This window comes from Acidobacteriota bacterium (assembly GCA_003225175.1).
Lineage (GTDB): Bacteria > Acidobacteriota > Terriglobia > Terriglobales > Acidobacteriaceae > Gp1-AA112.
In genome coordinates, this window is record QIBA01000066.1 from 130,854 (window position 1) to 154,802 (window position 23,949).

The window sequence follows — 23,949 nt, forward strand, 5'->3', positions numbered from 1 at the left end:
GGAGAGCACTTGAGAACAGGCGGAGACCCGGAATTAGAGAGTGTAGCAGTACCAATCGACTATCGCGCAATAGCGCGACGCGAGGAACCTTGTCCCGTCCATGCCGCAGATGGGTATACCGGAGCGGTCACGCCGCGCCGCAGCACCGCGGCAATTTGAGTGACTTCTGACATCAAAGTGGCAAATTGCTCAGGCACGATCGATTGTGGTCCGTCGCTGAGCGCATGGTCGGGATCGTGATGCACTTCGACAATCAATCCGTCGGCGCCAACAGCCACAGCGGCCCGCGCCATGGGAAGCACTTTGTTCCGCTTGCCCGTTCCGTGACTTGGATCGACAAGAATCGGCAAATGACTGAGCCGTTGCACGGCAGGTATAAGGCTGAGATCGAGCGTGTTTCGCGTGTGATCGGCAAAGGTTCTGACCCCTCGCTCACAAAGCACAACGTTATAGTTGCCTTCGCTCATCACGTACTCGGCAGCCATGAGCAACTCTTCCAGCGTGGCAGACATGCCTCGCTTGAGCAGTACCGGCTTGCGAGCGCGACCTGCACGCTTAAGAAGTGAGAAGTTCTGCATGTTGCGCGCACCGATTTGGATCATATCGGCATATTCTTCTACGAGGTCCAGTGATTCGTTATCGACAGCCTCAGTAACGATGAGCAGACCAAAGCGATCACGCGCTTCCGCCATGATCTTTAATCCCTCTTCTCCCAATCCTTGGAATGAGTATGGGGAAGTGCGAGGTTTGTAGGCGCCGCCACGTAGAAAATGTGCTCCTGCATTTGCAACTTGTTCGGCAACAGTGAGCGCCTGCTCGCCAGATTCGATGGAACACGGACCTGCCATTACGACGATGTCCTTGCCGCCAATGGTTACGTGACTGTTGGGGAAGCGAACAACCGTAGTGTCCGGCTTCAGATCACGACTGACGAGTTTGTAGGGCTTGCTGACACGAATGACCTCACCAACGCCTGGCATTTCCTCCAAGCTTCCGGACTCAACAGAGCCTTGATTACCAGTGATGCCTATCGCAGTCCGCTGCGCACCGGGAATGGGATGCGCGCGCAGTCCCAGAGTCTCGACTTTTCGACAAACGTCGCGCACTTGCTCTTCAGTGGCATGAGACTGCATCACAACCAACATTCGCGATCTCCTGAAAACGTAACTGCCAGTGTAATGAATTTCGAAGAGAGGCCGCAATTTGCATCCGCGACGTGAAGTGGACATCTGCTACGAGGGTCTTCAAGGGGTCCACCGCTCTCCTCCGACTGAGCCCTGCTATGCTCGGCTTATGCCGACAAAGTGGGAGCAGGAATCCAAGGACATCCTGAAGCGACCAGCTCCCGCAGTACCTGCAAAGCTGACTTCCCGGCGAATTGGCATCCATACTTCCACATCCGGCGGCGTGGAAACCGCTGCAGAACGTGCATATCGTCTAGGCTGCAATACATTCCAGATATTTTCATCGTCGCCGCGAATGTGGAAGCCGTATGAACTCGCGAAATCCCAATGCGACGAAATGATGCGGCTGCGGGAAAAGTACGGAATCGCGCCGCTTGTGATTCACACCAGCTATCTCGTGAACCTGGCAAGCGTCACGGAAGAGTTCCTGAACAAGTCCATCGAAAGTTTTCGAGGAGAAGTACAACGAGGTCTCGCCTTGGGCGCTCAGTATCTTGTGCTCCATGCCGGGTCTTATCGGGGTCTCCGTAGAGAGGAGGGACTTGCACGAGCGGCAGAATCGATCAAGAAGGCAACTAACGGTCTCGATCTTGAGGGTTGCGGCTTCAAGGTCCTGATTGAGAATTCGGCGGGGGCAGAGTATTCGTTGGGTAGCTCCTTCGAGCAGGTGACGGAGCTGATAGAACGCCTGCGACCGGTTTTGCCCGTAGCCGCCTGTATGGATACGTGTCACATGCACGCGGCCGGTTACGACATAGTCACGCCCGAGGGTTTCGAGTACACGATGAAATACATTGAGAACACCATCGGCCTGAAGAACATTCCTGTTTGGCATTGCAACGATGCCAAATCGGCACGAGCTTCGCGCCTCGACCGTCATGAGCACATCGGGAAGGGAAAGATTGGGTTGGATCCATTTCGGCGACTGCTAAACGATTCGCGAACGGCACAGGCAGCCTTCATTGCCGAGACTCCAATCGACGAACCAGGCGACGACCAAAGAAATGTCGATGCCTTGAAGAGTTTGGTGGCTGGCTGATTCTTGGTTTCGGAAGTGTCGCTAAAAGATCAGTTTAGTGGGTGGTAAACCATCTTCGATGGCTGCACCAGTAACTAGTCCACTCTTCGCCATAAGTGGCAAAACACGTAAAATCAAGTATTCCCATGTGCAGCCAGGAGAAAACCGAAATATTGAATGGTGCTGAGCAGTCGCCAGACCGCGAACAGCGTTACGACGCACAGCGCATAGAATCGAAGTGGCATCAGCGCTGGCAACAGCAGCCTGAGCTCTATCGTGCGGAGCCCGCGACATCCGCTCGCAAGAAGTACTACGTCCTCGAGATGTTACCGTATCCTTCTGGCGCGCTGCATATGGGACACGTGCGCAATTACTCCATCGGCGACGCGCTCGCGCGCTACATGTGGATGAAAGGCCACAACGTACTTCATCCAATGGGGTGGGACGCCTTCGGCTTGCCCGCTGAGAATGCTGCGCTCAAGAACAACGCCCCTCCGCGTGAATGGACGCTGAATAACATCGCCAATATGAAGCGGCAGATGAAGCGGCTCGGCTTCTCCTATGATTGGGAGACCGAGGTTACGACGTGTCTGCCCGACTACTACCGCTGGAATCAGTGGTTCTTCTTGAAGTTCTACGAGCGCGGATTGGCGTACCGCCGCAAGAGCAAGGTGAACTGGTGTCCGGAGTGCGCGACCGTTCTGGCAAACGAGCAGGTCGTGAACGGCTGCTGCTGGCGACACGAAGAAACTCCCGTAGAGCAGCGTGATCTGGAGCAATGGTTCTTGCGTATCACCAGCTACGCGGATGAATTGCTTCGCGACTTGGACAAACTCGAAGGCTGGCCGGAGAAAGTGCGCACTATGCAGCGCAACTGGATCGGCCGCAGCGAGGGAACGCAGGTTGACTTCAAGGTCGCCGAGTCTGGCGAGAAGATCACGGTTTTCACCACTCGTATCGACACGATCTTTGGAGCAACTTCGATCCAGCTCGCTCCCGAGCATCCGGTTGTTTCGAAGTTGATTGGTGGCGATCCTGAACTGCTCACAAAGTTGGACGCACTCGTAGCTGAACAGCGCGTCCTTCGCGACGCTGGTGCGCTCGGTGAAGCGGAGAAGCAGGGCTTCTTTACGGGCAGCTATGCCATCAATCCGTTCGATGACGAGAAAATTCCCATTTGGGTAGCGAACTACATCCTGATCGAGTACGGCACTGGCGCCATCATGTCGGTCCCAGCGCACGACGAGCGTGACTACGAATTCGCCAAGAAGTACGGCATCGATGTCCGAATCGTGATCTTGCCACGCCGTCACGAGGAGGGTGAGCAGAAAGAACCTACGTTGCCGTATACAGCGATGGACAGCCTGCTCATCAATTCCGGTGAGTTCAGCGGGCTGGGCAACGAAGAAGCCATTCAGCGAATGACGCTCTTCGCGAAGGAGAAGGGATTCGGGAAGAAAACCGTGACCTATCGCTTACGCGATTGGGGCATCTCCCGACAGCGCTACTGGGGGACGCCGATCCCAATCCTGTATTGCGACGGCTGCGGTATAGTTCCGGTTCCCGAAAAAGATCTTCCTGTCGTGCTGCCGGAGAACGTGGAGATCACACAGCAGGGTGGTTCGCCTCTCGCGCGGCTGCCAGAGTTCGTGAACGCGAGATGTCCGAAGTGCAAGGGCGGCGCTCGACGCGAGACCGATACCATGGACACCTTTGTTGATTCCTCCTGGTACTTCTATCGTTACACGAATGCCAACCTCACAACTGCGGCCCTCGATGCAAGAGCTGTCGAATACTGGTTTCCCATCGACCAGTACATTGGTGGTGTAGAGCACGCAATCCTGCACCTCATCTACTCCCGCTTCTGGACTAAAGCCATGCGCGGCATGGGTTTGGTTAATAATTCTGAACCTGTGGAGCGGTTGTTCACTCAGGGTATGGTGATCAGGGGCGGCGCCAAGATGTCTAAGAGTCGGGGTAATACAGTATCCCCCGACGACATGGTGTCCCGATATGGCGCAGACAGCACGCGTGTATATTCGCTCTTTGCTGCTCCACCAGACCGGGATCTCGACTGGCAAGAGAATGGCGTTGAGGGCGTCAGCCGCTTCCTGGCAAAGGTCTATCGGCTGGTGATGAGATACGCTGATTTCTCAGTCAAACCGTCCTCCGCCCCGGCATCAGCTGCGCGCGACCTCGAACGAAAGTTGCACCAGACGCTCCGCAGAGTGTCGACCGACTTTGAAGGACGCTGGCATTTCAACACCTCGATTGCCGCGATAATGGAATTGGTGAATGCGATCACGGCCGCTGAAAGGCAAATTGCGTCCGGAGCGATTTCAGCAAAGCAAGTGGCGTCGACACTTCGGACGTTAGTGCTTATGCTGGCGCCGTTCGCGCCTTACTTGGCGTCAGAGTTATGGGAATCGCTCGGTGAAAAATCGCAGTTGCTCCGGGAATCCTGGCCCAAGTTCAATCCCGAATTGGCACGAGAAGAGCAGGTCGAGATTCCAATCCAGATCAATGGCAAGAATCGCTCACGGATTGTGGTTCCCGCCGGACTTGACGATGATGAAGTCCGTGCTCGATCCTCCGCCGACGAGAAGATTCGCGCGTTGCTGGACGGCAAAGAGATCGTCAAGATGATCGTTGTGCCCAATAAACTTGTGAACATCGTGGCTCGTTGATGTCTCGCAATGGGCTACTTGAGGGCATCCAGGAGGTAGGCCGCGATCCTGCGTTGTTGCTCATCGAAATTGGATGGCGTTGGGGCTTCGGCCTCATCGTGGTCATTATCACGGCATTCTCAGCATTCCTCGTTCTCGACAGCCTCAGCGTCAATCCCCGCAGGGTGCAGGCAATGGCGGCACTGAACCCGTTACAGCTGGCGCAAGACATTGCCGTAGGGATTGCCTCGATCCATAGATTGATCTGGCGCGCAGCTTTTTCGGCAGGGCTGGCTCTCACCGCGATCTGGGTCTTGTTCAGTGCTCTCGGCCGTTACGCCACACTGGGCCGCGCTGCTCTTAGGCCGGGAGCAAGTCTTCAACTGTGCTTTGTCGTCAGTTTGCTTCGCGCCATAGTGACGGTAGCAAGTATGGCGGGATGGTTTCTCGCAGGATTAGTTGCTGCCGGCCTGGCATCTGCGGGCGGCAAAGACAAACCAAGTGTTGGCCTGATGTCGGCAATTTTGCTTCTCGCTTTTCTGATCATTGTGAGCGCGTGGTCCACGCTGAATTGGTTCCTGTCTCTCGTTCCGCTGACAGGTGACTCGACATGGAGGGAAAGCGTTTTGAAGACGCTGACCTTGCTGCGGTCGCGACGTGATGAACTGCTGGAGATCTCAATCACCAACGGAATTTTGCGCTTCGGATTATTCGTAGTTGCAGTTCTGTTGTCGCTCACGGTGAGCAACGTGATTACAAATGCTCGAATACTCATTGCCGACCTCCTCGCGATCTCGCTGCTCTACTTTGTTTGCGCAGATTTCTTGTACATGGCGAAATTAATCGCAATCAGAAAGCTTCCGAACACAAGTGTGACACGGCCGCTTTCAGATGTGCTCTCTCGTCCAGACACAACGATGATCATCGCGGGGTAGATAAAACCAACTCTGCACTTCGGGCGCGAACTTCCTCTCGTGCGAACTAGCGGCAGCTAATCGATGAAATCGACACTCGGACGGTGTGGAATGATTCCACGGTCGTATCCCATTTCCAGCAGTCGTGTGATTGCTTGCCGCCCTTCCTGACCGTAGTCCAGAGTGCGCTCGTTTACGTACATGCTGACAAATCTGCTGGCGACCTGTCGGTCAAGGTCACGGGCGAATTGCATGGCATATTCCAGAGCTTCGTCGCGGTGATCGAGTCCGTATTGGATACTCTCTTTCAGCGCGACAGAAATTTCATGCATGAGCTCCGGCCCAAGCTCACGCTTGATCGCGTTTCCTCCAAGTGGAAGTGGAAGCCCTGTTTCCTCACGCCACCATTTTCCGAAGTCCACGATGCGCTTCAGTCCAGACTTGCCATAGGTGAGCTGGCCTTCATGGATAATCAAGCCAGCATCGTAGCGTCCATCCAGAATTTGAGGAATGATTTGATCGAAGGGAACCACCTCGGTCTGAATCTCCGGCGCAAAGAGCTTCAACACCAGATAAGCGGTGGTTAGCTTTCCCGGTACGGCGACCTTTTTCATCCTGATTTCCTCGACTGTGTAATCCCGATTCGAGACGATCAACGGACCATAGCCTTCGCCTACGCTTCCACCGCTGGGCAACAGGGCGTACCCCTCCTGCAGGTATGGATAGGCGTGAAAGGAGATAGCGGTCAGATCGTAAAAGGCCTCACGAGCCTTGCAATTCAGGGTCTCAATGTCTGAGAGCGTATGCATGAACTTCAAACCGGGAACCCGAACCTTGTTGGTCGCGAGCGCGTAGAACATGAAAGCGTCGTCCGAGTCCGGGCTATGGGCTACAGAAATCTCACGCGGCTGAACTGACAGCGAACTAGAGGAGATAGACGAAACCGAACTGGACATGGTGCTTCTCAGTGTACCTGCTGGAGATGAAAATCTGGTGAGAGGCTTGCGAATACTACCAGCAAAACTTACAACAAAAGCGAAACAACAGGGAGAACATCAGGGCCTGCGATGAATTTCATCTCAGAATGCTCGAATTCTGCCCAAAATACGCAAATTCTGCCTTGAGGCAGGAGAATAACAGGGAGTTCTGTAAATTTCTGCGTGAACGCATGATCACTTGAGAGTCCTTGCTGTTCGAGGCAGGATTAAGAGGGAACCCTCAGGGAATTTCCCGGGCTAAGCGGGCGCTTTTCCACGTGCCGTAACGCCGATCGCGGCTCCAACGGCTGCGACGCTCTTGAGCACTTCACCAGGCAAGAAGGGTACGACTGCAAGTGCCAGAACCGTCGAAGCTGGTTTATGGGATACCACAGCGAGCCAGAAAGCGCCGGCGGTGAAGACAACAATGCTGCAAGCAACTGCGCCAAGGGAGAAAGCAACCACCCGTGAGCGGAGCGAAAGCTTGTCCGCAATCAGGCCAGCCACAAGGGCCGCAAACGGATATGAGATCAGATAACCGCCGGTGGGGCCAAACAGCTGCAATAGTCCACCTGGTCCATGCGGACTGAAGACCGGCAGGCCCGAGGCCCCCTCGACAAGATAGAGAAGCAATGCCGCCGCAGATCGCCATGCTCCCAAGGTCAGGGCTAGAAACATTAAACCAAAGGTCTGAAGCGTGATCGGGACAGGCGTGAACCACAGCGGAATGGAAATGTGGCCACAAGCGGCCATGAGCAGGCTGCCGCCGATCACCAGCGCGGCATCGATGGCCCTAACCTTTGCAAAGCTTTCAACTTGATTTGTCTGGCCTGCAAGTGCCTGAGCCATTAGTCTTTCAGTCCTCAAGAACGGTCGGTATGGAAGCTGCCATGATCGCGCTCAATCTGTTCGAGTTCCCGCCGCAGAGCGGCGTCAGACGCGCGCATTCGGTGTAGCCGGATCAGAAGCAGTACAGCAGTGATGCTCCCGGCGATCACTACAAAGGAAATCAGAAGGATTAGAAACAGCACCTTCATGACGGATAAGGATACCAGAGTTCAGCGCAGCTTCCGCACCCGAAAGCCGGTGCACTGGCAGTGACGGGCCTCTGCTTGCAAACGTGAGAAGTTCGGCTGTCTTGTCGAAGCACTCACGCCGCCAGCCGTTCAGAAAGGAAGGCCATAGCTTCCCGCATGGTCTGATCTGCATCGAGGCCGATAGGAAAAATGGGATCCTGCATCTTCTTCCAAACTCCGTCAGTTTGGACATAGACCGACACATAGTAGGGAATGTCCGGATTTGAGTATGAGTGCCAAAGCTCAAGCCGGTATGCTTGCTCGCGAATCACGACCAAACCAGTCTTGATCAGCTCCCAAGCCTCGTTGATTCCAGAAAAATTGCGAAAGTCCTTCAGTGCGTCCATTCGATCTTTCCGTTCGATTTACGTCAAATCGCTTGAGTCAGAGTTCAGGTCGATTATTCGCCAATGTCCTTTCGATCTGCCGAGAGCACTTTTGGTTGTGTAACAGGCTTTAGCTTCACTTTCACGCCCTTGTTCGGGGCGGCTGCATGCTGTGCATTCGCGCGATCACCAGCCTTGAAGTCAGTCCATGGGCCGGCCTTCATGTCGCGCAATAGTGGGGCCTGCCAGCCAAACTCGGGATGTTGAGCGAGGAATTCTTTCGCGTGAAAATCTGCGCCGCAGGGATGTCCAGCACGAGCTGTGAGTTGCATCTTGCTTGCCATATCACTATCGGTAGCTTTGCCTTGCACCGCGCCTCCGGGATAGTACGGTTCCCACCCCCAAACTTTTATTCCCCGGGGACTGGTATCGCTGTGACCGCAGAGGGCACGTTCATTCGTTTCTTCTTTATTCTGATAAGAGTCAAAGTGATCTGATAAGAATTGCTCAGCCAAGGCGACATCGATCTTTCCCTGGCTCTGTTTCATGAGCTCTTCCCAGCGGACGCGACGCGCATTTGGAGTAGTGCTCATATCGTTTGGATTGAAGTCGGTTTCGTCTTTGATGACGTCAGGATCTCGGGCGAAATTCGAGCTCACGAAATACCCGTCTTTTGTGCGCCAGAGAGGCGTATGCTTCAGGCCCAATTCGAGGTACGCGATCTCGTTCGTTTTGCGATCTCCAATCAGCCAATCATTTGCGTAGCCGCCGTTGTTGCCTTCCTTCATGATCCGGACATAGTCATCGATGGAATTTGCGTACTGCATCCCCTTGCGAGAACGAACAAACTCCGGAATACCCTTTGGGTCAAAGCCATGAAACTGCGTAATTGTCGTTTCGGTGATCATGATGCCCGCGGAATTCACACCGAAATCGTCGTCTGAAGTAATGACGCCGGGAAAGCCATCCATAAGGATGCTATTTCCACGTTGCGGGACGATATCGAACATCACTACCCAGCGTGCCCCAGTCAAATAGCTTGTCCAATTGTTGTGCGCAATTACGATTTTGCCGTCTTTCGTGTAACTGCCGGTCGCGACGAAGGCACTGCAGTTACCGGGTGGAAGCAGTTGCGGCGCATTCAGCACAGCTTGCTTTTTATCTAGCGTGGGCACGTAGTAATCCGGTACTTCTTCAAAGGCATTGAGGGCAACAATGTCCCAAACATCTAATTTGCTCCCCTTTGCTCTGACGCCGTCGACGATGCCCTGTAGCTCCTGGCGATACTCATCTTCGATATGAGGCCAAAGAACCTCGCGAGCCGTATTGCGGAAGAACTCCCAATCACGCTGCGTATTGTGTCTGTCGAGTAAGCGGACAGACTGGACCGCATCCTCAATCTCGGACGCAAGCAGATATCCGTGCTGATAACCGATGTTGCTCGGCGAACCTTCGAGATGAACGTAAATCCATCCGCCGCGTTCGAAGCGATAAGACTTTCTCAGGCGAGAGTCGGCTGAATTGGCTTTTGGAAACGCAGCGGACGAGAGGATCACGATCAGAGAGGCCGTGAATATGCACGCGAGGTGTCGAAGTCTCACCAATTGCTCCTAAAACATCGGATGAAGGGAATCTTAGGGTTGCTAGTGCTACGCGTCAACAAACGAATCCCGTGCACTGAGCCTTTGGTTACATCGTTCCGGCCGCCCGCGGCCGGACACGGCGTGGGACTGCCACAATGCGCGATTTTGCAACATTATTGAAAATGTTGGCCTCGCACGAACGCACATTCACGAAGTCTGATACTGTGCCCGCCGAGGGACGGCCGGGACCACGTAACCTAAAGAACCCTGTAGAGTTATGCCGCCCGACGCTGCCTCGTCTCCGCAGCCTTTTGCGCCGCGCGCCTGCGCACGGCGGGACCCTTGGTGCGAGCCGCCTTCTTTGCAGCTTGGCTGCGCGATGTGCTGCTGCGCCTTGTTGCCGCTTGCTTAGCTTGTTTCGATAGTGCGCTCCTCGATGCAGCCGAACGCGGCTCGCGCTTCAGAGCCTTTTCAGTTGCTTGCGAGCGGCGCGTCGAAACAGTCCGGGATCGCCGATGGCCTTTCGCGAGATCTCGCTGCGCTTGTTTGCGGGTGCGACTTGAGGCCTTGCCGATTTTCGGAGCACCTAGCTGAATCCCAGCTCTGCGTGCCTTCGACAAGCCAATCGCGATCGCTTGTTTTGTGCTCCTCGCGCCGTGCTTGCCTTCCCGGATATGATCCATTTCTTCGCGTACAAACTCTCCCGCCTGCGTGCTCGGCGATTTGCCTTGTTCTTTGTCTCTCCTCGCGCGTTCAAGGGTGATAGCTTCTGGCATTGCGTGCTCCTCCAAACAGGAACGATGCTGTCCGGAAGAATGTCGATGTCTCAATGCGTGGCAAAAAAGAAAGCCCAGCGATGACCGGCTGGGCTCCTGATTCAGAGACGAAGAATTAAGCGAGAGCCGCCTTCAATTCCGCTCCGTAGACCTCGTACCAGGGAGTCGCGGCTTTCAATTTTTCATTGACGTTCTGGATGTTCTTAACGCCTTCGGTTTTCATCCACTCAACGAAAGCCTTCTGTCCCTGTTTTGCAAATACGGGAATCCCAGCGGCCCAGGTTGCGCGTCCGCAAAGCACTCCGTTAAATTTGACACCTGATTCGGCAGCTAGCTCCAGCGTCTCAGCGAATTCCTCATTGCTCACTCCAGCGGATAAATAGATAAACGGCTTCGTGGCAACGGCTGCCGATTTGCGGAATAGCTCCATCGCTTCTTTGCGGGTGTAGGCGGAACCCTTCCCTGCGTTGCTTCTCACTCCCTCCACGAACTTCATGTTGATAGGCACTTCGGCCTTCATGACGTCTATTCCGTAATTCTCCTTTGTGAACTCCTCCATGCTGCGAATTACGCTCTCAGGCTTGCGTCTCGCGTATTCCAAACCTTTTTCATCGCCACCTTGCGGATCGTATCCGACGAATTCGAGAAAGTACGGAATGTCCTGTCCGCGGCATTCGTCGCCGATGCGTTCAACGAAGGCGTGCTTCTCATCGTTGATTTCTTTGGAATCGAACGGCGAGTAGTAGATGAGTACCTTGATGCAATCCGCGCCCGCTTCTTTCAACCGACGGACCGACCAGTGATTGAGGAGGTCGGGAATGCGCCCGGGCCGGTTGTTGTCGTATCCCGTCTGTTCGTACGCAAGCAGCAGGCCCGAACTTTTGTTGCGGCGCTTCGCGGCCGGCAGTCCGTACTCCGGATCGAGCAGGATAGCGCTGGCATATTGTGTAAGCACTTCAGTGACGATGCTCTTGAACTCTTCCAGCATGCTCTCGGGGACATTAGGCACGCCCTTTTCCTTGGCAAGAGCCTTCTGCAGCGATCCGCGCTGATCCATTGCCGCCGCCGCGATTACGCCTCGCGCATCGGAGACTGCTTTCATGCCGGCCAGTTTTCCGGGTGTCAACTTCACGGGAATTCCTCCTTGGGAATTTCTTGAGATTATCGAGAACGCCTAATGGAACATGATTCAGCTGCTATGAGCCATCTGGCTGAAGAATTCAACAATTGCGACGCTGATTCTAGCCTACCGCTTTCGAAGGTGCTACTGGACTCGCTCTAATGCCGCGTTCTGCAACTTCATTAGTTCTGTAATACCTTGACGGCCGATTCGCAGGAGCTGTGCCAGTTGTTGGTCATCAAATGCGACCTGCTCGGCTGTAGCTTGCAGCTCTATAAATCGGCCGGCCCCGGTCATGACCAGATTCATGTCCACCTGTGCACGTGAATCTTCGTCATAGGCGAGATCGAGGAGCACAGCGCCATCGACGATGCCTACACTCGTTGCTGCCACGGTGTCGCGCAACGGCGATTTCTTCAAGGTTCCGGCAGCCATCAATCGGCGCAGCGCCAGCGCCAACGCAACATAAGCTCCGGTAATTGACGCCGTGCGGGTGCCCCCATCTGCCTGAATGACATCGCAGTCGATATAGATCGTTCGCTCACCCAATTTTGACAAATCCACAACAGCTCGCAGCGACCTGCCGATGAGGCGCTGGATCTCATGTGTTCTTCCCCCAACGTGCCCTTTGCTCGATTCCCGTGGAGTTCGCGTGAGCGTCGCCCGTGGCAGCATAGCGTACTCACTGGTAATCCAGCCTTTCCCGCTGTTGCGAAGGAATCCCGGTACCGTTTCTTCGATCGATGCCGTGCAGATTACCCGCGTATGTCCAACCTCAATGAGCGCAGATCCCTCAGCCATAGCGATGTAATCAGGGGTAATTTTTACCGGACGCATCTGCTCAGAGGTGCGATTGTCACTGCGGAAAGAAGACATGAGGAAGTCTATTTAACCATGCGCCTGGGGGAGAATCGCGTGATCGGGTGAAGTGAAGAGGGCGCTCGGCTTCGGGGATCGGGTTGCGCTCTTAGTCTCTGTGACTACACGCGACGTAATCAGGCCGAACGCCCGCCGGCCGATAGCTAAAAGCGGGCTTTGTTAGTACTTCATCCGATTCTTGTCTCCAGATTCTTACTTATTGACCGCCGTCTGTTCCCGACATAGGATGACGCAAACATGTCCCGCTATGTCTGCGCCCACGATCCATACCGGAGGAATGCTCGGACGGTACCGTCTTCTAGAGCAAATCGGCGCGGGCGGAATGGGCGTCGTCTACCGAGGCCATGACGAGCGGCTCGACCGTGATGTAGCCATTAAGCTCCTAAATCCTGGAAGCATACGAAGCGCGATTGCACGCCACCGGGTGCGTAATGAGGCGCTTGCGCTCTCTCGCCTTAGTCATCCGAATATTGAGACTATTTTTGAATTTGACACGAAAGATGACTGCGATTTTCTTGTGGTTGAACTTATTCCTGGCGCTTCGCTGGATGAGTTGCTGAGCCGCGGCCCTCTGCCCCAAACTCTTGCGGTTTCACTGACAATGCAATTGCTGCGCGGACTGGCGGCCGCCCATGAGAAAGGGATTATTCATCGCGATCTGAAACCATCAAACCTCCGGCTCACGCCAGACAGCTTCCTCAAAATCCTCGATTTTGGACTGGCACACATACACGATCAGGAGGAACCCGAAAGACACGCTTTAACTACCGAAACTCACAGCACCGTCCTCTCCGGCACCTTGGCATATATGTCCCCGGAGCAACTCCGAGGCATCCGATTTGACCCTCGCAGTGACGTCTATGCTGCGGGACTAGTGCTGTATCAGATGTGCACAGGGCGGACGCCATTTACCGAATCGGGAGCATTGCTGATTGACGCCATCCTCAACCGTCCGGTACCGCCTCCCGCGAAGCTTAACAATGAGATAAGCGAACCGCTTCAGACGGTAATTCTCAAAGCTCTCGAGAAAGATCCCGGGCGGCGCTATCAATCAGCGCGCGAGATGTTGCGCGATCTGGAAGTGCTCGACACGGCGATAGCATCCAGCGCCCGCAACCGCGCTCTGAGTATTTCGATCGTGGGACTCCTGGTACTCATCTTTGGATTGATCGTAGGCCTCGAGCGCGGAAGGATCGCCGGCTGGATAGAGCGCCAGCTGCATCCCGTTCCAGTCAATAAATATGTGGCGGTGATGCCATTTCGGAGTATCAACAATGACGATCCGGCTTTTGACGAAGGCCTTGCAGAGGCAGTGGCAGCCAAGTTGACGGAAATCACAGCCGCCCAATCCGTACAAATAGTCTCTCCGCGGGAAATAAAAGCGGAACGCGTTGAGGACGTCGCCGATGCGCATAAGAAAATGGGCGTAAATCTGGCGATTGCCGCTAACCTTCAGCGCATCAAGGGTGTCACTCGTGTCAGTCTCGAATTGGTAGACGCGGCTACGCGGCGGCTGTTGCGGGCCGAAACTCTCGAAGCTAGCGTCTCCGATGCATTCACGCTGCAAGATCAGGTAATCGAAAAAACTGTGCAGATGCTCGAAATCGAAATGCACAAGGGCGTTGGCGAGCACGGACACGGTACGACGGACAGTGAAGCATTTCGGCTCTACACTCGCGGAGTTGGGTTCCTGGAGAACGAGACCGTTCCCGAGGACGTGGATAGCGCGATCGTGCAGTTTCAGCAGGCCCTTACTCTGGATCCAGGGTACGCTCGAGCCTCAGCCGGTCTGGGTCTTGCATATTTCGAAAAGTATCGACTCACCAAGGAAGCGTCGCTGATAGACCAATCTCGCTCGGCGTGTGAACGGGCTCTAACCTTAGACCCGCCGTCCCCTCAGGGTAATGTCTGCCTCGGAGTAGTCCATCGTGGAATCGGCAAGTACCAGGCGGCTGTCTCAGACTTTCAGATGGCGATTGCAGCCGATCCGAACGACGATGAAGCCTATCGCGGACTGGCCTCAGCTTTCGTTGAGCTGAATCGAATGCAGGATGCCGAGGACACATACAAGAAGGCGATCAGTATTCATCCGCAGTACGCCAGCGGATATGGCCAGCTCGCACATCTATATCGCCGCGAAGCTAAGTACACGCTCGCCATCGCAGAATACAAGAAAGCAATTGAGCTGGCTCCTGAAGATGCGCGTTACTGGTTTAGCCTCGGGGCGGACTACTACTTTGCCGGCGACTACGCGCGGTCTATTGAGGCTTTACAGAAAGCGATTACTATTCGACCTTCCTATCAGGCATATTCCAACTTGGGACTAAGCTATCTGGCTCTGCGGCGCTTTCCAGAAGCCATTGCGTCGTTCGAGCAGGCTGTCGCTATGGGAAGCCATACGATCCAGACCTTTGGCAATCTGGGACGGGCCTATTACTTCTATCCGTTTAAGCGCGATCTGGCCGGGAGCCCTCTGGAGAAGGCGCTCCAACTGGCGGCCGACGATCTGAAAGTAAACCCGCAGGATGCGGATGTGTATACTCTCGCAGCCGAGTATTCCGCGATGCTCGGCAAACGAGCCGAAGCTCTCCAGCACTTGAATAAGGCACTTCAACTTCGCCCAAACGATGCCGAAACGTTATACTTTGCGGGCATAGTTCATGCCGTACTCGGGGAAAAGGACCAAGCTATCCCTTGGTTGCAGGCGGCAATGAAGCGCGGATACTCTCGTGCTGAGATGAATAGCGCTTTGGAACTGGATGAATTAAGGAACTCGACGGAATTCAAGTCGCACCTCACAGACGTACATTGAGCCCAGTCGTTCGGCCCTTCATTACATTCGGATTGGAGAACTCCAATGAAGAACGCGTTGATTCTTGTGCTTCTAGTTGTCGTGACTGTCCTCGGCGTCCTGCTCTACAAATGCAAAAGTCTGAGCAAGTTACAAGTCACGCATCATCAGCGGAAGGACCATAGTGGGAACAGCCTGGAAACTGTGGACTGTCCCGTCCGAACCGGACAGGATAAGAAAACTTGCATTATTCCGGTCAGCTATCTTACAAGCATGGTGAACGGTTGGGATGAAGATTATGCCATCGAGGTCCATCATAAGGATACGATCAAATGGATTGGAGATAATGGCGAATCAATCGACGTGCCTGAGATGCTCGGAGTTCGTTGTTCTGATCACACGAAGAGGGACACGCCGGCGGACGGCGATCTATCACTGATTAGTCAGATATCGCCCTCGGGGAACATCGTGACCGCTCAGGTTACTGCCAACAAAAAGAACGAAAACTACTGCTACAAGAATACTATCAGAGTCACTGTAAACGGCAAAACCACCCCCATTGATCCACATGAATTCCTTGAGCAGTGAATTAATGTCGAGCTGGGTTGCTTCCGGTTTGGACCCGTTTTGGGATTGCCATTCCAGGCGCAAAACGCGCCAGACTTCAAGTGACTTGTGGTGCAGGTTCAGTCCTCGAAAAGCATGCTTTAAGCCGTGATCTGCGGCCTAGGTAAGATCTTCGCGCTGCTTCAGGATCGCATGTGCGTCCGCTGCTTCCTCCTGGCGACGAGAAGTTTGAATCCGCATCCACACCGGCTTGGCCCCAATCTAAGCTATGTGCCAAACTGAGAGTGTGGCAGCACTGGCACGAGTGCTGCATCATTCAATTCCTGCAAGCCGGGATGGCGAAACTGGCAGACGCAGCGGACTTAAAATCCGCAGGGCTTAAAAGGCCTGTGGGGGTTCGATTCCCCCTCCCGGCACCATGAACTTGGCTTTATGTCCCCAAAGACGCATTAGAAGGCAGGGAGAGCTCAGACGCTCAAAGCAGTGTAGTCAGTCGCGGAGCTTAGCCAGCAAATCCTGCGGATGAACCGGTTTGGCGAGGATTTCGAATTGATGGCCTTTGGCGCGAGCGTTTTGCAGCAGATCGGCCGTTGCGGCCTGTCCTGAGAAAAGCAGGATTTTGCAGGAGGGCAGAAATTTGCGGATGTTGATGGCGGCATCGATGCCGTTCATGTCGTCCATGATGACATCGCTGATGATCAGGTCTGGCCGTTCGCTGCGAGCTTTTTCGATCGCTCCCGTGCCGCTGTAGACTGCGGTTGCGGCGAATCCGTTTTGATTCAGGATGATTGCCAGGGTATCCGCGATTACGCGCTCATCATCCACGACCAGAACTTTGGGTTTGCTTTTTCCGCTATTGTTTTCAGTCATCCGTCCTGTCCAAGGATTCCATTGGCCAGCGCTCGGTCGAGGGAATCCGGCGAAAGCAGCGCGTAACAAGTCTGTTTCGATTATAGCCGAAGGTCTTGCGTGCCATCGCGCGTGACGGTTCTCGGCGCACTGCCGCTCCAGCAACAAATTACTCGATACTTACAGCTACGTCTCGACGTGCAAAGATTTGTGCCGCGAGGACGAGAATGACAAATGATTCTCCCAGTGAACTCAGCAACGCTGCAAATGGCATCACATTTACCAAGTCATCGGAGCCTCTCATTAGGACTGCGGCTGGCGCGAAAAACATGTTTACACTCTTGAAACCAAGTGGTGCAAGGGCTATCAGCAACGCAACTGCAGCCGCGAAAAACGGATACAGCAACGTTGAGAGAAACATTCCAAGCGCGGCTGCCCACAGCGACGCCAGAGTGCCACGCACAAACAGTGCGAGGGCGGTTTTTAAGACTGTGTAGGAAACGCCGACAAGCCAAATAGTAGTGATTCCAACCGATGCGAAATACGCCAGCGCAAAGTATGCTGAGCCCAGCAGTAATGCGAGCAGATATTGTCTTCGGCTCACTGCCTTTGAGAGTACGCCGATGATTCGTCGTGAACGCTTCTCGTTGTAAATCGCTGAACTGGCAAGAAACGTGACCACTGCAATTCCATAGAACATCTCCTGCTGAACCATTTCAGCAACGTCTTGCCGGCTCGCAGACTGATGTGGTGACCACAAAAATGCTCCTAACAGAAGCGGCAAGGCCACAAAAGCCAACAGCAGCCAGCGGTTCTGCCGCAAGAAACTCTTAGCGAGAAGCAGAACGGGAATCATTGCGTCTTCCCCCGCGTGGATTCGGAGTTGGTCATAAGCTCAACAAACAATTCTTCCATGGTTCGCGTTTTTGGTACGACGCTGACGACGGTTCCTCCCGCTGACCAGACTTGCTCGATGGACCTGCGCTGTTGTGCTGCCGTTGTCAAAAACACAAGATGTCCGTCCTGGACGTGACTCTTCTGTGCCTGCGGAGGCGCCAAGCGAAGGCCAGATGCTGTGATCTCGAATTCACCGCAATCCCGGAGCAGTTCTTGCGTGTGACCTCCAGCTATCACACGACCTTTTTGGATGAAGATCACGCGATCGCAGATCAGTTCGATTTCGGAGAGCTGATGCGAGCTCAGGAAGATGCTCTTTCCACGACTGCGATGCTGCAGCAAAAGTTCTCGCATTTTGAGCCGCGATAGGGGATCAAGGGCTGAGGTGGGTTCATCAAGAATCAGCAATTCGGGGTCGTTGATCAGCGCCTGCGCGATTCCAACTCTCTGCAGCATTCCGCGCGAGAATTTGCCGATGTTGCGATTCGCGTCTTCTGCCAGATCGACTGACTCAAGAAGATCCTTCACGCGACGCGAGAGGTTTGGTTCCGTCACGCCATTGAGCTGTGCATAAAACTTCAGAGCATTACGTGCATCTTGATGATAAAAAGCTGGAGCTTCCGAAAGAAAGCCAAGCTTCTGCCGAACGAGAACATTTCCGAACGGCTGACGTAGCAGAGTACCCTTTCCCGCTGTCGGTTGGACCAAGCCTAGGGCGATGTGAATGGCAGTTGTTTTTCCCGCGCCGTTCGGGCCGAGGAAACCCATGATCTCGCCAGGTTCCAATTGCAGGCTGAAGTCACGAAGCGCCCAATGCTCTGGTCCGCGGAATGAGCGGTATCGCTTGCTGATGCTTTCGAATTCGAGGACTGCAGCCATGCTGCGATTGTAGTCGGCAAATAAAAAATGCCCTCGGCGAACCAAGGGCAGAGTGAGTTCAATTTCTTAATGTCTATGTCTTGGCGAAGATGATTACCAGTGTGTACAGCGCGAGGGACTCAATCAGAGCGAGGCCGAGGATCAGGAAGAGCTGGATTCCGGCGCGTGCTCCGGGATTGCGAGCCAGCGCTTCTGCAGCCGAAGCAGTGGCGCGTCCCTGACCAATACCGCAAAGACCAGACGCGATTCCCATTCCAATACCAGCACCGATCGGAATTGCCCAGTTGAAAGTTGGTGCAGTGCCCCCTCCCGCTTGCGCGTAGAGCGGCGAGGCAATGAAGAGGACCGTCATTGCCAGAAGAAAGAACGTGAACTTACGCATGGTTGGTGCTCCGTACTATGAATTGCTGCAAGGAGGTGGTTGACGCTCACCGAGCTCGCGCCCTCACACTCGCAGCTTCAAGCCAGGACCGCCTGGGCGAGAACTTGTAGTCGCCTCTGTCATTCCGAGCCGCTGATGTTGCGACGAGGAATCCCCAGGACACCCGTAAAGTTTGGGCACAGTACAGTAGGGATTCCTTACCTCGTTCGGAATGACAAAGCAAAAAAAGAAAGTCTAGTGTTCTTCGGCCACTGCGCCGGCGAGGTACACGGTCGCGAGCAGCACGAAGATGTATGCCTGAAGCAAGGCAACAAATAAGTGAAGACCGAGAAAAATGACCGGAATACCAATTGGAATGAGCGAAAAGAAGACCAGCGTTACCAAATCACCGGCGAAGATATTGGCATAAAGACGAATCGTGAGCGACATCATGCGAGCGATGTGGCTGATGATTTCAATCGGGATCATTAACGGCGCCAGAATCGGCATAGGGCCGGTGAAATGCTTCGCGTAGGTAAGCACACCCTGTTTTCTGATTCCATGCCAGTGGTAGTAGAGCCACGCTACGATTGCCAGCCCCAGCGGCACTGCAGGAGTGGCCGTTGGCGATAGGAATCCGGGCACCAGTCCGATCAAGTTGCTGATTAGGATAAATAGTCCTAACGCCACTAGAAATGGCGTGAACTTCTCAACACCGTGAGCGGGAATGATCTCTTCGCTTTGATGATTGACAAACTCTTCGACTACTTCGAAGGCGTGCTGCATCGCTCCGGGACGATCGACTGAGATTCTAGATCGCGTCCAGATGAACAGAACCACGAGGATGCTGCCGACCAGCACCTCCATGGCGAAAAAATTCGATATCGGGGCCGCAGGATTGTAAGTGAACAGGTAGGCTTTGTTTTCGCCGGCTGTAACGGGATGCGCGCCGAGCGCCGCCAGGATCTTAATGGCGATTGCGCCAAAGTACTTGTTCAAGAAATGCGTAAAAAGCAGCTCTTCTGTCATTCGGGAAATCAACCGAGGGTCTGGATCAATAACCGCGACGCCAGGATCCGTACAGCTCGTATCCGGCCTCAATCATGATGCCGATAGCCGGAATAGCGAGCCCGACCAGGAGGCCGTACGCGCTCATGGCGGAACTTTTGACTATAACATAGCCCGCAATCGCGATAATCCCATATCGGAGTACAAAGCGCAGCACGAATCCCGACGAACGCTGAGCGCCGGAGCTGGCTATCACCCGGTCTGCGAAGGCAATTACGAGTTTTCTGAGCGACAGGAAGTTTACGACTGCAATCGCTCCGCCTATGACAAAACCGACAGCGAATCGATGATTATAAAAAATCCAGAATCCAATCGTCGCGCAGGGAATGAGTACGGCGAGAATGCGTACTATGCGCGTATAAGCGGTGGCGAAGAAAGGCGCATCTGAGTTCGGCTGATTCGCGCCCAGCGGTTCTTCAGTCATCGCCTGCCTTCAACGCTACCCGGAAGAGTTGAATGAATCCGGCAGCAATTCCGAATCCGAGACCGACGAGATAGATCCACTTCGTATGGAAGTAGGCATCGAGCAAGTGTCCAATCAGCCACCCTACGAACGTGGCCGCCGGCAGCAGCACACCCAGCTGAATATACCTTTCAATTTCTACCCACTTAGTTTTCGGCGATTTTTCGGGTTCGATCGACATTGCTGTAGAGACACAGCATGCCGTGTCTCCACGAGACTCTATCATCACCCGCGGCTGCTGACTCTGCCTGTTTGTATGGGCTATCATCAGATCAATGTCCAGCACGCTTCCGATTTCCGCATCAGCCTCTTCTGCCCGTCACGGCTTTCAAACTGACGACGCTCATCTGCGTCCCATTGCTGAAAAAGTACTCGCTCAGGAGCGGCTAAGTTTTGAGGACGGACTTTGGCTGTATCGCTCGCCAGACATTCTGGCGGTAGGCTGGCTTGCTAATCACGTCCGCGAAAGGTTGTGGCGCGATACGACATTCTTCAATGTGAATCGGCACGTTAATCCGACGAACGTTTGCGTGGCGGCTTGCCGGCTGTGTGCTTTTGGGCGAAAGAAGGATACAGACGGCGCTTACACCATGGCGCTGGAAGAAGCATGGCAAACCGCTGCCTCTGGTTACTCGGAAGCAGTCACCGAGTTCCACATTGTGGGCGGACTGCATCCTGATCTGCCGTTTCAATACTTTCTTGATCTAATTTCCGGGCTCAAGGAACGCTTTCCAGAGGTCCACCTAAAAGCCTTCACCATGGTGGAAGTGGCTTTCCTAGCCAAGCGCGCAAAGCTCACAATTCGCGAAACGCTAGAGAAATTGAAAACTGCGGGCGTAGATTCGTTACCTGGAGGCGGCGCAGAGATCTTCAATGATCGCGTGCGACGCGTAATCTGCGACCACAAGATCGATGGCGATCAATGGCTCGACACGGCACGCACCGCGCATGAAATTGGTTTGAAGTCGAACTGCACGATGCTCTACGGACATGTTGAAAATGAAGAAGACCGCGTTGACCATCTAGTGCGCTTGCGGGATCTGCAGGAACTGACGCATGGGTTCCAGACGTTCATTCCACTGGCATTTCATCCAGATAATACACCGTTGCAACATTTGCCAAAAACGACAGGAATGTCAGACATTAAGCAAATCGCGATCGGTCGTCTGATGCTCGACAACATTCCGCATATCAAAGCGTACTGGCAGATGCTCACCCCGAAGATTGCGCAGGTCTCACTTCGGTTCGGCGCTGACGATCTTGACGGTACAGTGATCGAAGAAAAGATCTACCACGATGCCGGTGCTACAACACCGCAAGGCATGCGTCGACAAGAGTTGGAGCGCCTGATCCGCGAAGCCGGACGGGTTCCAGTGGAGCGCGATACGTTGTATCGTCCCGTGGTTCGTACCGAAGACTCGTTCACTGTAGCCGTGTAATGAGGAGCTCGCGTCGCATCTAGGGCAATCTGACAGCCGTCTTTCCGCACGAAAAATGCAACACATTGATTTACGCTCGCGTCTTATTCAACAGGTGTAAAATCTGCCACAAGAAAAGGTTGGGCCGGGGCCGGCGCGCTTCGTGCCACGTCTGTGGACTGAAGCTGGCTCTCGCATGAGGCGTAAATGAACGTCCACTTCAGCTATAAGGCCTCGAAGAACACAGACACCGAGCGAGAAATCAAACAACAAACAGACAAACTCGCCAAACGCCTCCAGGTGTTTCGGCCGGAGCTCGTACACCTCCACGGAATTGTCGCTGAGAGTTCAACCAAAGGTGGAGGGGTCACTGTCTCTTTGAACCTGCGCCTGCCTTCCGGACAGATGGCGAGCCAAAGCACCGCGCCAACTGCAGTGGGTGCCGTGAAGAGCAGCTTCCACGATTTAATCCATCAGCTGAACGCACATAAGGATTTGCTGCGCAATCGTCATAAGTGGCGCAGGATTTCGAAAGAACATCGGCGCGTGCCGTTTGAGCAGACCGTCGCTTCGGTGACCAACGGGGGACCGATTCCAGGTGGAGCTCTCGTCAGCCGCGACATCGATCACTATGTAGCCACTGAGCTCCCTCGCCTCAACCGTTTTATCGATCGTGAGCTTCGCTATCGAGAAGTCACCGGACTCTTGCAGCAAAATTTGGTAACACGCGAAGAGGTGATTGATGATGCCATCGCGACAGCGCTCTCAGGCGAAGAGCAGCGGCCCGACAAAGTATCAGTGGAACGTTGGCTCTATGGTCTCGCGCTGAATGCAATCTCCACTGTCGCTGCGCGTAATGGCGACGAGACTGAAACGGTGCATTTTGAAATGCCTGCCGGAAAGCCGAACGTGAGCGGCACCGACGACGCTTATCTGCAGTTTCATCAGCCAGACGACAGGCTCAGCACAGAAGATGTCTTGCCAAATCGCGACATCAGCACTCCCGAGGCAGTTGCGCTCTCGGACGAATTTATCGATCAAGTCGAGAAAGCCCTAACTGGAGCTCACCCACAACAGCGTGAGGCTTTCACTCTATTCGCAATCGAGGGCTTCACCATCGAGGAAATCGCTGAGGTTTCAAAGCGCGATCCGGGAGAGATCAAGAAATCCATTAAGGCCGCTCGCGATCTGGTTGACCATAAGCTTCCAAACGGGAATGCACTCAAGAAGCACTTGCTGAATAGCTCACAAGTAGCGTAAGGAGCTACTGGCCACTAGCGAGCTTTCGTGTTCGCCCCTGGTCTTGTTTCCTGCCATCCACTGCCAGTAGCTAGAACCCAGCAGCTCAGTTTATCCTTGTCGGTTTCTTTTTCCCTGGAGGACCGTGCATGTGGTTTTCCCGCAGAGACTTTCTGTCTAGCGCCGCCGTCACGACTGCCTCTCTTGCTTTTAGTCGGGACGCAATCGCTCAACGTCAAAACGGGAATCAGTCATCGATGGGATTGTCTCAGACCAGGGAACTACTGAAGCCCAAGCAGCCGGTCATCATTACCAAGGTTACGGGCAAGCAGTCCATTGACCAGGCCTGGCAGATGCTTAAGGATGGGCAGGACACACTCGACGCCGTTCTACAGGTAGCCAAGGCACAGGAAGATGATCCCAACGATCAGACTGTAGGACTTGGCGGGCTTCCGAATGAAGAAGGGGTCGTGGAGCTTGATTCATGCTGCATGCATGGTCCCACGCGCAAGGCAGGCTCCGTCGGGGGAGTAAGAAATATAAAGAACGTCTGTCTGGTAGCGCGTGATGTGATGCGTCACACCGGGCACGTCATGCTCTGTGGCGAAGGCGCAGAGCGGTTCGCAGTAGCGATGGGATATTCGCGTGAAAACCTCCTGACCGAGCCTTCGCGGAAGATGTGGCTGCTATGGAAGGAGACGAATTCCACGCAGGATTGGTGGGGACCTGGTCCCGACGACTCACATTGGAAGACGCCAGAGCCGCCGCACATCACACTGGAGCGCAAGAGGAAGAAGCTGATCAAGTTGGCCGCCGACTTCGGTATCGAGCCAGGATTGCGCGAGCGAGCCGCAGAATACATTTTGTTCCCTCCTAGCGGCACGATTCATGTCTCAGC

General features: G+C 54.3%; 23 protein-coding genes and 1 tRNA gene. 9 read left to right on the plus strand and 15 right to left on the minus strand.

Annotated elements, in window-relative coordinates:
* Positions 1-59: 59 nt before the first annotated feature.
* Positions 60-1,145 carry a 3-deoxy-7-phosphoheptulonate synthase gene (aroF, locus tag DMG62_19940; protein ID PYY21278.1) on the minus strand — a complete coding sequence of 362 codons (1,086 nt, stop codon included), beginning with the start codon at positions 1,143-1,145 and terminating at the stop codon, positions 60-62.
* Between the two features lie 148 nt (positions 1,146-1,293).
* Here aroF and DMG62_19945 point away from each other — a divergent pair, with 148 nt between their 5' ends.
* From DMG62_19945 to DMG62_19955, 3 genes are all read left to right on the plus strand, one after another.
* A complete protein-coding gene (locus tag DMG62_19945; protein ID PYY21279.1) occupies positions 1,294-2,223 on the plus strand; it encodes a deoxyribonuclease IV in 930 nt (309 codons plus the stop codon).
* A 125-nt stretch (positions 2,224-2,348) separates the two neighbouring features.
* Complete coding sequence (locus tag DMG62_19950; protein ID PYY21280.1) at positions 2,349-4,889, plus strand: leucine--tRNA ligase; 2,541 nt, start codon at positions 2,349-2,351, stop codon at positions 4,887-4,889.
* Positions 4,889-5,803, plus strand: a complete 915-nt coding sequence (locus tag DMG62_19955) for a hypothetical protein (protein ID PYY21281.1) — start codon at positions 4,889-4,891, stop codon at positions 5,801-5,803. The genes DMG62_19950 and DMG62_19955 overlap by 1 nt, the downstream gene beginning before the upstream one ends.
* Positions 5,804-5,859: 56 nt before the next feature.
* Here DMG62_19955 and DMG62_19960 read toward each other — a convergent pair whose 3' ends face one another.
* From DMG62_19960 to DMG62_19990, 7 genes are all read right to left on the minus strand, one after another.
* Complete coding sequence (locus tag DMG62_19960) at positions 5,860-6,738, minus strand: ABC transporter substrate-binding protein (GenBank protein ID PYY21282.1); 879 nt, start codon at positions 6,736-6,738, stop codon at positions 5,860-5,862.
* A gap of 279 nt (positions 6,739-7,017) precedes the next feature.
* The gene (locus DMG62_19965) at positions 7,018-7,608 is read right to left on the minus strand and encodes a biotin transporter BioY (GenBank protein ID PYY21283.1); all 591 of its coding nucleotides are present in this window, start codon (positions 7,606-7,608) and stop codon (positions 7,018-7,020) included.
* A gap of 301 nt (positions 7,609-7,909) precedes the next feature.
* On the minus strand, positions 7,910-8,182 hold the full coding sequence (locus DMG62_19970) for a hypothetical protein (GenBank protein ID PYY21284.1): 273 nt from the start codon (positions 8,180-8,182) through the stop codon (positions 7,910-7,912).
* Positions 8,183-8,235: 53 nt separating this feature from the next.
* A complete protein-coding gene (locus DMG62_19975) occupies positions 8,236-9,762 on the minus strand; it encodes a peptidase C45 (GenBank protein PYY21285.1) in 1,527 nt (508 codons plus the stop codon).
* A gap of 257 nt (positions 9,763-10,019) precedes the next feature.
* Entirely contained in the window at positions 10,020-10,520 is a 501-nt protein-coding gene (locus DMG62_19980; GenBank protein ID PYY21286.1) for a DNA-binding protein, read from the minus strand.
* Between the two features lie 115 nt (positions 10,521-10,635).
* On the minus strand, positions 10,636-11,652 hold the full coding sequence (locus DMG62_19985; GenBank protein ID PYY21287.1) for a tagatose 1,6-diphosphate aldolase: 1,017 nt from the start codon (positions 11,650-11,652) through the stop codon (positions 10,636-10,638).
* A gap of 132 nt (positions 11,653-11,784) precedes the next feature.
* Positions 11,785-12,516 carry a ribonuclease PH gene (locus DMG62_19990; protein PYY21288.1) on the minus strand — a complete coding sequence of 244 codons (732 nt, stop codon included), beginning with the start codon at positions 12,514-12,516 and terminating at the stop codon, positions 11,785-11,787.
* Positions 12,517-12,745: 229 nt separating this feature from the next.
* Between DMG62_19990 and DMG62_19995 the strand changes: the two genes are divergently transcribed.
* From DMG62_19995 to DMG62_20005, 3 genes are all read left to right on the plus strand, one after another.
* Complete coding sequence (locus DMG62_19995) at positions 12,746-15,331, plus strand: hypothetical protein (protein PYY21289.1); 2,586 nt, start codon at positions 12,746-12,748, stop codon at positions 15,329-15,331.
* Between the two features lie 45 nt (positions 15,332-15,376).
* Entirely contained in the window at positions 15,377-15,898 is a 522-nt protein-coding gene (locus tag DMG62_20000) for a hypothetical protein (GenBank protein ID PYY21290.1), read from the plus strand.
* Between the two features lie 308 nt (positions 15,899-16,206).
* Positions 16,207-16,296, plus strand: a tRNA-Leu gene (locus tag DMG62_20005).
* Between the two features lie 70 nt (positions 16,297-16,366).
* On the opposite strand, the gene DMG62_20010 is transcribed toward DMG62_20005, so the two are convergent.
* From DMG62_20010 to DMG62_20040, 7 genes are all read right to left on the minus strand, one after another.
* Positions 16,367-16,747 carry a response regulator gene (locus DMG62_20010; GenBank protein PYY21312.1) on the minus strand — a complete coding sequence of 127 codons (381 nt, stop codon included), beginning with the start codon at positions 16,745-16,747 and terminating at the stop codon, positions 16,367-16,369.
* Positions 16,748-16,895: 148 nt separating this feature from the next.
* A complete protein-coding gene (locus DMG62_20015; protein ID PYY21291.1) occupies positions 16,896-17,582 on the minus strand; it encodes a hypothetical protein in 687 nt (228 codons plus the stop codon).
* On the minus strand, positions 17,579-18,502 hold the full coding sequence (locus tag DMG62_20020; protein PYY21292.1) for an ABC transporter: 924 nt from the start codon (positions 18,500-18,502) through the stop codon (positions 17,579-17,581). The genes DMG62_20015 and DMG62_20020 overlap by 4 nt, the downstream gene beginning before the upstream one ends.
* A 73-nt stretch (positions 18,503-18,575) precedes the next feature.
* Positions 18,576-18,884, minus strand: a complete 309-nt coding sequence (locus DMG62_20025; protein ID PYY21293.1) for an ATPase — start codon at positions 18,882-18,884, stop codon at positions 18,576-18,578.
* 234 nt (positions 18,885-19,118) lie between these two features.
* The gene (gene atpB, locus DMG62_20030; GenBank protein PYY21294.1) at positions 19,119-19,892 is read right to left on the minus strand and encodes an ATP synthase F0 subunit A; all 774 of its coding nucleotides are present in this window, start codon (positions 19,890-19,892) and stop codon (positions 19,119-19,121) included.
* A 25-nt stretch (positions 19,893-19,917) separates the two neighbouring features.
* The gene (locus tag DMG62_20035; GenBank protein ID PYY21295.1) at positions 19,918-20,355 is read right to left on the minus strand and encodes a hypothetical protein; all 438 of its coding nucleotides are present in this window, start codon (positions 20,353-20,355) and stop codon (positions 19,918-19,920) included.
* The gene (locus tag DMG62_20040; protein PYY21296.1) at positions 20,348-20,575 is read right to left on the minus strand and encodes an ATPase; all 228 of its coding nucleotides are present in this window, start codon (positions 20,573-20,575) and stop codon (positions 20,348-20,350) included. Before DMG62_20040 ends, DMG62_20035 begins: the two co-directional genes overlap by 8 nt.
* A gap of 94 nt (positions 20,576-20,669) precedes the next feature.
* Here DMG62_20040 and DMG62_20045 point away from each other — a divergent pair, with 94 nt between their 5' ends.
* The 3 genes from DMG62_20045 to DMG62_20055 all read left to right on the plus strand — a co-directional run.
* Positions 20,670-21,833 (plus strand): aminofutalosine synthase MqnE, encoded by a 1,164-nt coding sequence (locus tag DMG62_20045; GenBank protein PYY21297.1) that lies wholly within the window; start codon positions 20,670-20,672, stop codon positions 21,831-21,833.
* 186 nt (positions 21,834-22,019) lie between these two features.
* Entirely contained in the window at positions 22,020-23,072 is a 1,053-nt protein-coding gene (locus DMG62_20050; protein ID PYY21298.1) for a hypothetical protein, read from the plus strand.
* Between the two features lie 128 nt (positions 23,073-23,200).
* On the plus strand, positions 23,201-23,949 hold a 749-nt coding region (locus DMG62_20055; GenBank protein ID PYY21299.1), incomplete at its 3' end, for a glycosylasparaginase.

What these genes read in the sequence shown, in the direction of transcription:
- DMG62_19965 (PYY21283.1), bottom strand. Translation starts at nt 7,608, where the DNA reads ATGGCTCAGGCACTTGCAGGCCAGACAAATCAAGTTGAAAGCTTTGCA.
- atpB (PYY21294.1), bottom strand. Translation starts at nt 19,892, where the DNA reads ATGACAGAAGAGCTGCTTTTTACGCATTTCTTGAACAAGTACTTTGGC.
- DMG62_20000 (PYY21290.1), top strand. Translation starts at nt 15,377, where the DNA reads ATGAAGAACGCGTTGATTCTTGTGCTTCTAGTTGTCGTGACTGTCCTC.
- DMG62_20040 (PYY21296.1), bottom strand. Translation starts at nt 20,575, where the DNA reads ATGTCGATCGAACCCGAAAAATCGCCGAAAACTAAGTGGGTAGAAATT.
- DMG62_19995 (PYY21289.1), top strand. Translation starts at nt 12,746, where the DNA reads ATGACGCAAACATGTCCCGCTATGTCTGCGCCCACGATCCATACCGGA.
- DMG62_20010 (PYY21312.1), bottom strand. Translation starts at nt 16,747, where the DNA reads ATGACTGAAAACAATAGCGGAAAAAGCAAACCCAAAGTTCTGGTCGTG.
- DMG62_19945 (PYY21279.1), top strand. Translation starts at nt 1,294, where the DNA reads ATGCCGACAAAGTGGGAGCAGGAATCCAAGGACATCCTGAAGCGACCA.
- DMG62_19960 (PYY21282.1), bottom strand. Translation starts at nt 6,738, where the DNA reads ATGTCCAGTTCGGTTTCGTCTATCTCCTCTAGTTCGCTGTCAGTTCAG.
- DMG62_19990 (PYY21288.1), bottom strand. Translation starts at nt 12,516, where the DNA reads ATGTCTTCTTTCCGCAGTGACAATCGCACCTCTGAGCAGATGCGTCCG.
- DMG62_20025 (PYY21293.1), bottom strand. Translation starts at nt 18,884, where the DNA reads ATGCGTAAGTTCACGTTCTTTCTTCTGGCAATGACGGTCCTCTTCATT.
- DMG62_20050 (PYY21298.1), top strand. Translation starts at nt 22,020, where the DNA reads ATGAACGTCCACTTCAGCTATAAGGCCTCGAAGAACACAGACACCGAG.
- DMG62_20020 (PYY21292.1), bottom strand. Translation starts at nt 18,502, where the DNA reads ATGGCTGCAGTCCTCGAATTCGAAAGCATCAGCAAGCGATACCGCTCA.
- DMG62_20035 (PYY21295.1), bottom strand. Translation starts at nt 20,355, where the DNA reads ATGACTGAAGAACCGCTGGGCGCGAATCAGCCGAACTCAGATGCGCCT.
- DMG62_20015 (PYY21291.1), bottom strand. Translation starts at nt 17,582, where the DNA reads ATGATTCCCGTTCTGCTTCTCGCTAAGAGTTTCTTGCGGCAGAACCGC.
- DMG62_19950 (PYY21280.1), top strand. Translation starts at nt 2,349, where the DNA reads ATGTGCAGCCAGGAGAAAACCGAAATATTGAATGGTGCTGAGCAGTCG.
- DMG62_19970 (PYY21284.1), bottom strand. Translation starts at nt 8,182, where the DNA reads ATGGACGCACTGAAGGACTTTCGCAATTTTTCTGGAATCAACGAGGCT.
- DMG62_19980 (PYY21286.1), bottom strand. Translation starts at nt 10,520, where the DNA reads ATGCCAGAAGCTATCACCCTTGAACGCGCGAGGAGAGACAAAGAACAA.
- DMG62_20045 (PYY21297.1), top strand. Translation starts at nt 20,670, where the DNA reads ATGTCCAGCACGCTTCCGATTTCCGCATCAGCCTCTTCTGCCCGTCAC.
- aroF (PYY21278.1), bottom strand. Translation starts at nt 1,145, where the DNA reads ATGTTGGTTGTGATGCAGTCTCATGCCACTGAAGAGCAAGTGCGCGAC.
- DMG62_19955 (PYY21281.1), top strand. Translation starts at nt 4,889, where the DNA reads ATGTCTCGCAATGGGCTACTTGAGGGCATCCAGGAGGTAGGCCGCGAT.